Annotated in this window: 7 protein-coding genes; 4 read left to right on the plus strand and 3 right to left on the minus strand. The window is 56.8% G+C overall.

The window, feature by feature from the left end; all coding sequences use genetic code 11:
* Positions 1–96: 96 nt before the first annotated feature.
* Both FCL49_RS17005 and gltB read right to left on the minus strand, forming a co-directional pair.
* Positions 97–1,515 carry a glutamate synthase small subunit gene (locus tag FCL49_RS17005; RefSeq protein WP_135318161.1) on the minus strand — a complete coding sequence of 473 codons (1,419 nt, stop codon included), beginning with the start codon at positions 1,513–1,515 and terminating at the stop codon, positions 97–99.
* A gap of 10 nt (positions 1,516–1,525) precedes the next feature.
* A complete protein-coding gene (gltB, locus tag FCL49_RS17010; RefSeq protein WP_174354448.1) occupies positions 1,526–5,986 on the minus strand; it encodes a glutamate synthase large subunit in 4,461 nt (1,486 codons plus the stop codon).
* Positions 5,987–6,679: 693 nt separating this feature from the next.
* On the opposite strand from gltB, the gene FCL49_RS17015 reads away from it, so the two are divergent.
* The 4 genes from FCL49_RS17015 to mtgA all read left to right on the plus strand — a co-directional run bounded on the left by FCL49_RS17015 (position 6,680) and on the right by mtgA (position 11,669).
* On the plus strand, positions 6,680–7,618 hold the full coding sequence (locus FCL49_RS17015) for a TIGR01212 family radical SAM protein (RefSeq protein WP_174354648.1): 939 nt from the start codon (positions 6,680–6,682) through the stop codon (positions 7,616–7,618).
* Between the two features lie 92 nt (positions 7,619–7,710).
* The gene (gene arcB, locus FCL49_RS17020; protein ID WP_174354449.1) at positions 7,711–10,050 is read left to right on the plus strand and encodes an aerobic respiration two-component sensor histidine kinase ArcB; all 2,340 of its coding nucleotides are present in this window, start codon (positions 7,711–7,713) and stop codon (positions 10,048–10,050) included.
* Positions 10,051–10,287: 237 nt separating this feature from the next.
* Positions 10,288–10,941, plus strand: a complete 654-nt coding sequence (elbB, locus tag FCL49_RS17025) for an isoprenoid biosynthesis glyoxalase ElbB (protein ID WP_174354450.1) — start codon at positions 10,288–10,290, stop codon at positions 10,939–10,941.
* The gene (mtgA, locus tag FCL49_RS17030; protein ID WP_174354451.1) at positions 10,938–11,669 is read left to right on the plus strand and encodes a monofunctional biosynthetic peptidoglycan transglycosylase; all 732 of its coding nucleotides are present in this window, start codon (positions 10,938–10,940) and stop codon (positions 11,667–11,669) included. The genes elbB and mtgA overlap by 4 nt, the downstream gene beginning before the upstream one ends.
* 43 nt (positions 11,670–11,712) lie before the next feature.
* On the opposite strand, the gene dolP is transcribed toward mtgA, so the two are convergent.
* Positions 11,713–12,288 (minus strand): division/outer membrane stress-associated lipid-binding lipoprotein, encoded by a 576-nt coding sequence (dolP, locus tag FCL49_RS17035; protein ID WP_174354452.1) that lies wholly within the window; start codon positions 12,286–12,288, stop codon positions 11,713–11,715.
* Positions 12,289–12,290 lie beyond the last annotated feature (2 nt).

Consider the following 12,290-nt stretch of genomic DNA (forward strand, 5'->3'; position numbering starts at 1 on the left):
GTGGGGGAGGTTGTTACAAAGCGTGTGGTTGACGAGGAAAAAACGAAGGGCCCGGCAGATCAACTGCGGGCCCTTTGGGGAAAAGCGAGCGGAAGATTAGACTTCCAGGTAGCTCATGATGCCATCGGCGGCTTTACGGCCTTCGGCAATCGCCGTCACCACCAGATCCGACCCGCGCACCGCATCGCCACCGGCGAAGATTTTCGGGTTGCTGGTCTGGAAGGCATTATCGGTGCTTTCCGGCGCCACAATGCGGCCCTGCTTGTCGAGCTCAACGTCGTGCGCGGCCAACCAGTCCATCTGGTGCGGACGGAAACCAAAGGCCATAACCACCGCATCGGCATCAATGATGTGCTCGGAACCTGGCACCTGCTCAGCAATCTGGCGGCCGTTGGCATCCGGTGCACCCAACTGGGTACGAACCATTTTCACTCCGGCCACGCGACCGGCGCTGTTGAGTTCGATGCTCAGCGGCTGCAGGTTGAATTTGAAATCAACCCCTTCCTCACGCGCGTTTTTCACTTCGCGTTTGGAGCCCGGCATGTTGGCTTCATCACGGCGGTAGGCGCAGATAACGTCGGTTGCCCCCTGACGGACAGAGGTACGCACGCAGTCCATCGCGGTGTCACCACCGCCCAGCACCACCACACGTTTACCTTCCATGCTGACATAAGGCTCGTGCTGCTCGGCCTGATAGCCCATCAATTGCTTGGTGTTGGCGATCAGGAACGGCAGGGCGTCATAGACCCCCGGCGCATCCTCGTTCTCCAGGCCGCCACGCATTGACTGGTAGGTACCGACGCCGAGGAACACCGCGTCAAACTCACTCAGCAGCGTCTCCATGGTGATGTCTTTGCCCACTTCGGTATTGAGTTGGAACTCAATGCCCATCTCGCTGAAGATGCCACGGCGTTTCACCATCACTTCTTTTTCCAGCTTGAAGGCCGGGATCCCGAAGGTCAGCAGGCCGCCAATCTCCGGGTGACGATCGTAGACCACCGCTTTCACGCCGTTACGGGTCAGCACATCGGCACAGGCCAGACCGGCCGGGCCGGCACCTATAACCGCCACGCGTTTGCCGGTAGGCAGCACGTGGGACATGTCTGGTTTCCAGCCCATCTCAATCGCTTTATCGCTGATATAGCGCTCGATGTTGCCGATGGTCACCGCACCGAACTCATCGTTCAGAGTACAGGACCCTTCACACAGACGATCCTGCGGACAGACGCGCCCGCACACTTCCGGCAGGCTGTTGGTCTGGTGTGCCAGATCCGCGGCCTCCATGATGCGGCCTTCATTCGCCAGCTTCAGCCAGTTCGGGATGTAGTTGTGAACCGGACATTTCCATTCGCAATAAGGGTTACCGCAGGACAGACAACGGTCCGCCTGCGCCTTCGCCTGACTTTCCGAAAACGGCTCGTAAATCTCTACAAACTCAATTTTACGGATCTTGAGCGGTTTCTTTGGCGGATCAACGCGCTGCAGGTCGATAAATTGATAAACATTCTGACTCATTAATGACCTCTTACTGCGCCTGAACCCGCAACTCGGCGGCGGTTCGACTACGGTGACCCAACAATGCTTTGACATCACTGGACTTCGGCTTGACCAGAGCGAACTTCGGTGCCCATTCCGGCCAGTTGGCCAGGATCTCTTCCGCACGCGAAGAACCGGTCGCCTGGACGTGCTCGGTAATCAAGCCGCGCAGGTGCTCTTCATGGATAGCCAGTTGTTCGACATCCAACACTTCCACCAACTCTGGATTCACACGTTTGCGGAACTCGCCGTCTTCATCCAGAACATAGGCGAAGCCGCCGGTCATGCCCGCACCAAAGTTGATGCCGGTTTTGCCCATGACGCAGACAATACCGCCGGTCATGTATTCACACCCGTTGTCACCGATACCTTCGACGACGGTAATGGCACCGGAGTTACGCACGGCAAAGCGTTCGCCAGCACGGCCAGCGGCGAACAACTTACCGCCGGTCGCGCCATACAAACAGGTATTGCCGATGATGCTGGCTTCGTGACTGCGGAACGCAGAACCTATCGGCGGACGCACCGCGATACGGCCACCGGCCATGCCTTTACCGACGTAGTCGTTGGCGTCGCCGGTCAGGGTCAGTTCAACCCCACCCGCATTCCAGACGCCGAAGCTCTGGCCTGCGGTACCGGAGAAGTACGCCTTGATCGGGTCGGCCGCCATGCCCTGATCGCCGTGCACGGTTGCGATAGCCCCGGATAGGGTAGCGCCCACGGAACGGTCGGTATTGCGGATATCAAAGTAGAAAGCCTTGCTTTGTCTGGCTTCGATATGCGGTTGCGCCTGCGCCAGCAGATCTTTGTTCATCAACCCCTGGTCGAACGGCGGGTTGCTGCTTTCGGTGCAGTACAGCGCCTTGCCCGGATGCGGCGTGGCGGTTTTCAGCAACGGCGACAGATCCAGCTTGTTCTGCTTGGCAGAAATGCCGTCCAGCTCGGTCAGGAACTCGGTGCGGCCAATCAGATCTACCAGTTGGCTGACACCCAGTTGCGCCATAATCTCGCGGGTTTCACGCGCGATAAACTGGAAGTAGTTGGTCACACGTTCCGGCAGGCCGTGGTAGTGATCGCGGCGCAGTTTTTCATCCTGAGTTGCTACGCCGGTTGCGCAGTTATTCAGGTGACAGATACGCAGATATTTACAGCCCAGCGCCACCATAGGGCCGGTGCCGAAGCCAAAGCTTTCCGCGCCGAGGATCGCCGCTTTGATGATATCCACGCCGGTTTTCAGGCCGCCGTCTACCTGCAAACGGATTTTATGGCGCAGTCCGTTAGCCACCAGCGCCTGCTGGGTTTCCACCAGGCCCAGCTCCCACGGACAGCCGGCGTATTTCACCGAAGACAGCGGGCTGGCACCGGTACCGCCGTCGTAGCCGGCAATGGTGATCAGGTCGGCATAGGCTTTCGCCACGCCGGTGGCGATGGTGCCCACGCCCGGTTCTGACACCAGTTTCACCGAAATCATCGCCTTCGGGTTGACCTGTTTCAGGTCGAAAATCAACTGTGCCAGATCTTCGATCGAGTAGATGTCGTGGTGCGGCGGTGGCGATATCAGGGTCACGCCCGGAACCGAGTAACGCAGCTTGGCGATATACGGGGTCACCTTGTCGCCCGGCAACTGGCCGCCTTCACCTGGCTTGGCCCCTTGCGCCACTTTAATTTGGATCACATCGGCATTCACCAGGTAGGCTGGCGTTACACCGAAACGGCCGGATGCCACCTGCTTGATGCGTGACACCTTGTTGGTGCCATAACGTGCCGGATCTTCGCCGCCTTCGCCGGAGTTGGAGAAGCCGCCGAGGCTGTTCATGGCAATCGCCAGCGACTCATGCGCTTCCGGACTCAGAGCACCGATAGACATGGCCGCGGTATCGAAGCGTTTGAACAGCGATTCTGCCGGTTCAACCTGATCGACCGGAATTGGCGTGCCTTTCGGCGTGATGGCCAACAGGTCGCGCAGCATCGCCACCGGGCGTTCATTCACCAGCTTGGCATATGCCTGATAGTCACTGTAATTTCCGCTGTGGACCGCGGTTTGCAGTGTGCTCACCACGTCAGGGTTGTACGCATGGTACTCACCGTCGTGGACGAACTTCAGCAGGCCGCCCTGTTCCAGCGGTTTGCGTTTCAGCCACGCACGCTTGGAAAGGTTTTGCAGATCCTGTTGGATATCACTGAAGCTGGCACCGCCGATACGACTGACCACGCCCTGGAAGCACAGATCGGACAGATCGCGATGCAGACCGACGGCCTCGAACAGTTTGGCGCAGCGGTAAGAGGCAATCGTCGAGATGCCCATTTTGGACATGATCTTGTACAGGCCTTTGTTGATGCCGTTACGGTAGTTCAGCATCACTTCACGGTATTTCTTGTCGATCGCCTGGGTATCTACCAGTTTGGCCAGGGTTTCGTAAGCCAGGTACGGATAGACCGCCGTTGCGCCGAAGCCGAGCAGCACGGCGAAATGGTGCGGGTCGCGGGCGCTGGCGGTTTCAACAATGATGTTGGCGTCACAACGCAGGCTCTTCTCTACCAGACGGGTCTGGATCGCCCCTACGGCCATAGGCGCAGGTACCGGCAGACGGCTGGTGGAGATCGCGCGGTCGGACAACACCAGCAGCACGGCGCCGTCGCGGACTTTGCGTTCCGCTTCGTCGCACAGGGCGCGGATGGTCTGCTCCAAATCCTGCTCCACCGGATCAAAGGTCAGATCGAGCGTATCGGCGCGATAGTATTCGCCTTCCAGCGTGGTGAGCTGTTTGAAGTCGGAGTACAGCAGGATCGGCGATTTGAAGCTTAAACGGTGTGCCTGGCCTTCGGCCTCGCAGAACACGTTCATTTCGCGGCCGATGCTGGTCGCCAGCGACATCACATGCGCTTCACGCAGCGGGTCGATCGGTGGGTTGGTCACCTGGGCGAACTGCTGACGGAAATAGTCATAAATAATGCGCGGACGGCTGGAGAGCACGGCAAACGGGGTATCGTCCCCCATTGAACCTGTGGCTTCCTGGCCAATTTCACCCAGCACGCGGATCACCTGATCCAGTTCTTCGCTGCTGTAGCCAAACTGCTTCTGGTAAGTCTCAAGCTGCGAGTCGTCCAGTTCACGGCTGCCAACCTGATCGGCCGGCAGGTCTTCGAATGGCACCAGACGCTTGACGTTCTTTTCCATCCACTCTTTATACGGGTGGCGACTTTTCAGATCGTTATCGGTCTCGGCGGAGTGCAGGATCCTGCCGCTGCGGGTGTCGATCACCATCAGTTCGCCAGGGCCTACGCGGCCTTTCTCAACCACTTCATCGGGCTGGTAGTCCCAGATACCGACTTCCGAGGCGCAGGTAATCAGCTTGTCTTTGGTGATGACGTAGCGTGCCGGACGCAGACCGTTACGGTCAAGGTTACAGGCAGCGTAGCGGCCGTCGGACATCACGATGCCGGCAGGGCCGTCCCACGGCTCCATATGCATCGAGTTGAAGTCGAAGAAGGCGCGCAGGTCGGTATCCATATCCGGGTTGTTCTGCCAGGCCGGTGGCACCAGCAAACGCATGGCACGGATCAGATCCATCCCGCCCGCCAACAGCAGTTCCAGCATGTTATCCAGTGAGCTGGAGTCGGAACCGGTTTCGTTAACGAACGGCGCAGCCGTCTGCAAATCCGGGATCAGTGGCGTCTGGAATTTATAAGTACGGGCCCGCGCCCACTGACGGTTGCCGGTGATGGTGTTGATCTCGCCGTTGTGCGCCAGATAGCGGAACGGCTGTGCCAGCGGCCAGCGCGGCACGGTATTGGTGGAAAAACGCTGATGGAACAGGCAGATGGCCGATTCCAGACGCAAGTCCGCCAAATCAAGATAGAAACGCGGCAGATCCGCAGGCATGCACAGGCCTTTATAGATCGTCACCAGATTCGAGAAGCTGCAGACGTAGAAGCTGTCGTCCTGGACGCGCTTCTCGATACGGCGACGCGCGATAAACAGGCGGCGTTCCATATCACGTGGACGCCAACCGGCCGGGGCGTTAACGAAGATTTGTTCAATGCGTGGCAGAGAAGAGAGGGCGATCTCACCCAATACGTCCGGGTTGGTCGGCACTTCACGCCAGCCGACGACCGACAGCGTTTCATTCTGCAGCTCTTCTTCGACAATGCGGCGGCTGGCACGGGCTTCCTCTTCGTTCTGGCTGAGGAACATCATGCCAACGGCGTAGTTCTTGGCTAAACGCCAGCTGCGCTCTTCCGCCACCATGCGGAAAAAGCGGTCGGGCTTTTGCAATAACAGGCCGCAACCGTCGCCAGTCTTGCCGTCAGCAAGGATTGCGCCACGGTGCTGCATACGGGCCAGTGCGTGAATAGCGGTACGCACCACCTTATGGCTAGGTTCGCCTTCTATGTGGGCGATCAGGCCGAAACCACAGTTGTCCCGCTCTTGGGATTTATCGTACAACATATCAGTGAACCTCCCCAGGCTCTGCGTGACTCTCACAACCCACTGCGAGCGGCTTCTTAATTTCAGGCAGAAGTCCAATCAGCAAGGTTAATAGCGCCGATCTGCTTTTCCGCCCTCCGTTAATGGCCTCTCGTGACGGTTCTCACAAGTGGTAAATGACTTGTTTTAAGAGGGAGTCTTAAATTACTGCATAAATATGACGAGACGTTTGCCCGTCCAGAAAGCTTCCAGCGGACTTCCAACTTAGCGAGAAAGAATACGCAGGTCAACTATAGGCCTAAGGGGGTTTCTTATGGGATTTATTGCACTCAATTTATTGATATTTAATATGTTATATCAGTTTTTGAGCTTACGCAGAAGAGCTGTAACCCCCGGAGAAATGTGAGCTGTCTCACTATAGTGCAACGCCTGAATCTCTGCACCATGCTAGTGCGGGTGGGAATGTCGGAGTTTTATTCTAATAAGTCATTCTTTTTCGTTGTTTATAACTATTTTTCATCGCTTTGTCATATTGACGTGAACGGTTGCGTGAGGATAAGAAAAATTCATCTCGGGCAGAGTGATTTTATTTGCATTTATAATGAATAGTTATGCTTGGTGAAGCCTTGCGGGGAAAGCGTTGATCTCTGTCATCGCGGGAAAAGCCGTTTCTTATTAGCATCACGGGCTTTGAGCACAGAGACCTCCAAGATTATGCAGTTGCCGCAATTAGTCAATATGTTTGGCGCCGATCTTCAGCGCCGCTACGGTGAAAAGATCCATAAACTCACGCTGCATGGCGGTTTCAGTTGCCCGAACCGCGATGGCACGCTGGGGCGCGGCGGCTGTACCTTCTGCAATGTGGCCTCTTTCGCCGATGAACAGATGCAGCAGCAAAGTATCGCCGAGCAGTTGGCACTGCAGGCGCTCAGAGTCAATCGCGCCAAGCGCTATCTGGCCTATTTCCAGGCCTATACCAGTACTTATGCCGAAGTGAGCCTGCTGGCACAGATGTATCGGCAGGCGCTGGCGCAGGCGGATATGGTCGGTATCTGCGTCGGCACGCGTCCGGACTGTGTGCCGCCCGCCGCGCTGGATCTGTTGGCGGGTTACCTTGAACAGGGCTATGAGGTGTGGCTGGAGCTGGGGCTACAGACCGCGCACGATAAAACACTGAAACGCATCAATCGCGGCCATGATTTCTCCTGTTATCAGCACACCGCCCGGCTGGCACGTGAACGCGGGTTGAAGGTCTGCAGCCACCTGATTGTTGGGCTGCCGGGGGAAACGGCCGCAGACCATCTGGCGACCCTGCAGCGGGTGGTGGACAGCGGCGTGGACGGCATCAAGCTGCATCCGCTGCATATCGTGACCGGCAGCACCCTGGCGCGGGCCTGGCAGGCTGGGCGTTTGCCTGAATTGGCGCTCGAGGAGTATGCCCGCAGCGCCGGTGAGATGATCCGCCATACGCCGAAAGAGGTGGTGTATCACCGTATCTCCGCCAGCGCACGCCGGCCGACGCTGTTGGCACCATTATGGTGCGAAAACCGGTGGAACGGCATGCAGGCGGTGGGGGGCTATCTGCAACACCATGGCGGCCAGGGCAGCGCATTGGCAGAAAAGCAGCAATATCGCCCTTGCGCACTGTTTTGATTTGCAATCTTTCCCACACTTCGGCGTTTGCTTTCTTATCTCCTCGGGGTTTTACGGTATGATTTACAAGATTCTGTCTGATGGGAGCGGCTATGAAGCAAATCCGGGTGTTAGCCCAGTACTACGTTGATTTAATGGTAAAACTGGGGCTGGTGCGCTTTTCGCTGCTGCTGGCATCGGCGCTGGTGGTGCTGGCGATGGTGGTACAGATGGCGGTCACCATGCTGCTGCGCGGGGAAGTAGAAAGCATCGACGTGGTGCGTTCCATCTTCTTCGGCCTGCTGATTACGCCGTGGGCGGTCTACTTTCTTTCGGTGGTGGTCGAACAGCTTGAGGAGTCACGCCAGCGCCTGACGCGGCTGGTGGATAAGCTTGAAGAGATGCGCCACCGCGACCTGGAGCTGAACCAACAGCTCAAGGACAACATCAGCCAACTGAATCAGGAAATTGCCGACCGTATCAAGGCGGAAGAAGAACGTCAGCAGGTGATGGACAAACTGACGGGAGAGATGGAGCAGCGCGAACTGGCGCAGATCGAACTGGGCCAGCAGTCGGCGTTATTGCGTTCCTTCCTCGATGCCTCACCGGATCTGGTCTATTACCGCAATGAAGACAAAGAGTTCTCCGGCTGTAACCGGGCGATGGAACTGCTGACCGGCAAAAGCGAAAAGCAGTTGATCGGTCTGACCCCCTTTGACGTCTATGGTCAGGAAATTGCCGAGAAGGTGATCGAAACCGACGAGAAAGTGTTCCGTCACAACGTCTCACTGACCTACGAACAGTGGCTGGTTTACCCGGATGGTCGCAAGGCCTGTTTTGAGCTGCGCAAGGTGCCGTTTTACGACCGCGTGGGCAAACGCCACGGCCTTATGGGCTTTGGCCGCGATATAACCGAGCGTAAGCGCTATCAGGACGCGCTGGAGAACGCCAGCCGGGACAAGACCACCTTTATCTCAACGATCAGCCACGAGCTTCGTACGCCGCTTAACGGCATCGTCGGCCTGAGTCGCATTCTGCTCGACACCGAGTTAAACGATGAACAGCTGAAATACCTCAAAACCATCCATGTCAGCGCCATCACGCTGGGTAATATCTTTAATGACATTATCGAGATGGACAAACTCGAGCGTCGAAAAGTGCAGCTCGACAATCAACCGGTGGACTTTACCGGCTTCCTGGCCGATCTGGAAAACCTCTCCGGCCTGCTGGTACAGCCGAAAGGACTGCAGTTTGTGATGGAGCCGCAACAACCGCTGCCGCAACAAATTATTGCCGATGGCACCCGCCTGCGGCAGATCCTGTGGAACCTGATCGGCAACGCGGTGAAGTTTACCCCGCAGGGGCAAATCGTGGTGCGCGTGCGGCGTGAAGAGCAGGATCGGCTGGTGTTTGAAGTGGAAGACTCCGGCATGGGTATTCCGCAGGATGAACAGGACAAGATCTTCGCCATGTATTATCAGGTGAAGGATCAGCACGGCGGCCGTCCGGCGACGGGAACCGGCATTGGGCTGGCGGTTTCCAAGCGTCTGGCGCAGAGCATGGGCGGTGATATCACCGTCAGCAGCGTGCAGGGGCAGGGTTCTTGCTTCACCTTATCCATCAAGGCACCGGCGGTGCAGGAAGCGGAAAGTGAAACCGCAGTCGAAGAGGAACTGCCATTGCCGGCGCTGCATATCCTGCTGGTGGAAGATATTGAGCTGAACGTGATTGTGGCGCGTTCGGTGCTGGAGAAGCTGGGCAACAGCGTTGAAGTGGCGATGAACGGCCAGGATGCGCTGGCCATGTTTGATCCGGACGAGTTCGATCTGGTGCTGCTGGACATCCAGTTGCCGGATATGACCGGGCTGGATATTGCCCGGATACTGCGTGAGCGCTATGCCGGGCAGGCCCTGCCGCCGCTGGTTGCGCTGACTGCCAACGTGCTGAAAGACAAAAAAGAGTACCTGGACGCGGGAATGGACGATGTGCTGAGCAAGCCGCTGTCGGTACCGGCGCTGACCAAAGTGATTAAACAGTACTGGGATCATCAACCCTCTCACACCACAAAGAAAACGGAGCAAAAGACGATGAAGATTAATGAGTCTTTACTGGATACCACCATGCTGGAACAGTATATGGACCTGGTGGGGCCGCAGTTGATTCATCAGAGCCTGGAGATGTTTGAGCAGATGATGCCGGGTTATCTGGCGGTGCTGGATTCCAACATGACGGCGCGCGACCAGAAAGGCATCACGGAAGAGGGGCATAAAATCAAAGGGGCCGCCGGCTCGGTTGGCCTGCGTCATCTGCAACAGATTGCACAGCAAATTCAAACCCCGACGCTGCCGGCGTGGTGGGATAACGTGCAAGATTGGGTTGATGAGTTGAAGCAGGAATGGCGCAATGATGTGCAGGTACTGCGTGAGTGGGTAGCGGAAGCTGAAAAAAAATGACCCCGACCTAGGCCGGGGTGCGCGAATATTGCGCCAACACCAGGGAAATTGTGAACCTGCGTATTGGTTTTAATGTTCTGGTCGAGCAGGTTGTAGATAATTCCTAAACATCATACAGCCAACAACATAGCAAATGTAAGCGCTCTTGTTAGAAGATTCATTAAAATGTGTGATGTAGATTAGTGTTTGTCAACTCAGAGCACTTACCAGTTGACAGTAGCGACAGGAGGAAGGGTGATGAAAAACGTTGGCGTAGTGCTGAGTGGCTGTGGGGTTTATGACGGTACGGAGATCCATGAAGCCGTCCTGACGCTGCTGGCGTTGGACCGGGCGGGGGCGCAGGCGGTGTGCTTTGCCCCTGATAAACCTCAACTTCATGTTATTAATCATTTATCTGGCGATGAAATGCCGGAGAGTCGCAATGTTTTAGTGGAGTCCGCACGCATTGCCAGAGGCAACGTCCAGCCGCTTTCGCAGGCCGACGCCAGCCAACTCGATGCCCTGATCGTCCCCGGTGGCTTTGGTGCGGCAAAGAACCTCAGCAGTTTTGCCAGTGAAGGGGCGGAATGCTGGATTGATAAGGATTTGGCCAAGTTAACGCAGCAAATGCATAAGGCAAATAAACCAATCGGTTTTATGTGTATTGCGCCTGCCTTGCTGCCGAAGTTATTGGATCAACAAGTGCGGCTGACCATTGGCAACGATCCCGATCTTGGTGAAGTGATTGATGCCATGGGCGGTGAGCCGGTGATTTGTCCGGTTGATGACATCGTAGTGGATGCTGAGAACAAAGTGGTGACTACGCCGGCCTATATGCTGGCGAAATCGATCGCTGAGGCGGCCAGCGGAATTGATAAGCTGGTTTCACGGGTGCTGGATTTGACTGAATGAGAAAATCTGCGGGCAAATCGATCTTTTCCCGGCCCTGGTTTTGGCTGAAACGCGGATTAATTACGGTGGTTGGCGCGTGGCTACTGGGGATCGTCGTCTTCGCCTTTCTGCCAGTGCCTTTTTCTGCGGTAATGGTTGAACGGCAGGTCGGTGCCTGGCTGAGTGGCGATTTTGGCTATGTGGCGCATTCCGACTGGGTGTCGATGGACGATATTTCCCCGCAGATGGCATTGGCGGTGATGGCGGCGGAAGATCAGAAATTCCCGGATCACTGGGGGTTTGACGTGACGGCGATAGAAAAGGCGCTTAGCCACAACGAACGCCGGCCAACACGCATCCGTGGTGCCTCTACGCTGTCCCAGCAAACGGCGAAGAACCTGTTCCTGTGGGATGGCCGCAGCTGGCTGCGTAAAGGGTTGGAGGCCGGGCTGACATCGGGGATTGAGCTGGTGTGGACCAAGCGACGGATCCTGACGGTTTATCTGAACATCGTGGAGTTCGGCGACGGTGTCTTCGGTGTTGAGGAAGCGTCACAGCGCTTTTTCAATAAACCGGCCAAACGTCTGACGGCCTCAGAGGCGGCCTTGTTGGCGGCAGTATTGCCCAACCCGCATCGCTTCAAAGCCAATGCGCCTTCCGGCTACGTGGTACAGCGGCAGCAGTGGATCATGCGCCAGATGCGTCAGTTGGGTGGCGAAGGGTTTCTGAAAGAAAATAATCTGGATTGAGTGAGCTGATGCCCTCTCCCGTGGTAGAGGGCATCAGACCATTTTACTTCACATAGGTAAAGGCGGTGGTGACGTGTTTCACGCCGCCGACCTGGCTGGCAGTCTGCGCTGCAGACTGCGCTTCCTGTTGTGTGACCAGACCCAACAGGAACACTTCACCATTTTCGGTGGTGACTTTCACATTGGATGACTTCACCGCATCGCTGGCGAGCAATTGTGAACGTACCTTGGTGGTGATCCAGGTGTCGGAAGACGCGGTGCTCAAACTGACCGGCGTACCCTGGCGGACCTCGTTATACACTTCGGTAGTGCCTTCAACACCCATCGCGATTTGCTTGGCGCGGGCGGCCAGATCGGTATTCGGCGCCTGGCCGGTCAGCAGCACCTTACCCTGATAGGCGGTCGCAACCACCCGGGCATCTTTCTTCAACTGCTGATCTTTACTCAGGGCGTTTTCAACCCGGGCTTCCAGCGTGCCGTCGTCTACCTGAGTCCCGACGCTACGTGGGTCGGTGGCAGTTTTGGTGGCAACGGCGGCGCTGCCAACGACAACGCCTGCAATACAGCCTTGTAACAGCAGGGCGCTGGACAGCACTGCAAATGTGGCTTTCAGCTTCATTT

The organism is Serratia proteamaculans (assembly GCF_013337185.1).
GTDB classification, from domain to species: Bacteria; Pseudomonadota; Gammaproteobacteria; order Enterobacterales; family Enterobacteriaceae; genus Serratia; species Serratia proteamaculans_D.

Coding starts and splice junctions, on each gene's coding strand:
- FCL49_RS17005 (WP_135318161.1), bottom strand. CDS start 1,515: ATGAGTCAGAATGTTTATCAATTTATCGACCTGCAGCGCGTTGATCCG.
- gltB (WP_174354448.1), bottom strand. CDS start 5,986: ATGTTGTACGATAAATCCCAAGAGCGGGACAACTGTGGTTTCGGCCTG.
- FCL49_RS17015 (WP_174354648.1), top strand. CDS start 6,680: ATGCAGTTGCCGCAATTAGTCAATATGTTTGGCGCCGATCTTCAGCGC.
- arcB (WP_174354449.1), top strand. CDS start 7,711: ATGAAGCAAATCCGGGTGTTAGCCCAGTACTACGTTGATTTAATGGTA.
- elbB (WP_174354450.1), top strand. CDS start 10,288: ATGAAAAACGTTGGCGTAGTGCTGAGTGGCTGTGGGGTTTATGACGGT.
- mtgA (WP_174354451.1), top strand. CDS start 10,938: ATGAGAAAATCTGCGGGCAAATCGATCTTTTCCCGGCCCTGGTTTTGG.
- dolP (WP_174354452.1), bottom strand. CDS start 12,288: ATGAAGCTGAAAGCCACATTTGCAGTGCTGTCCAGCGCCCTGCTGTTA.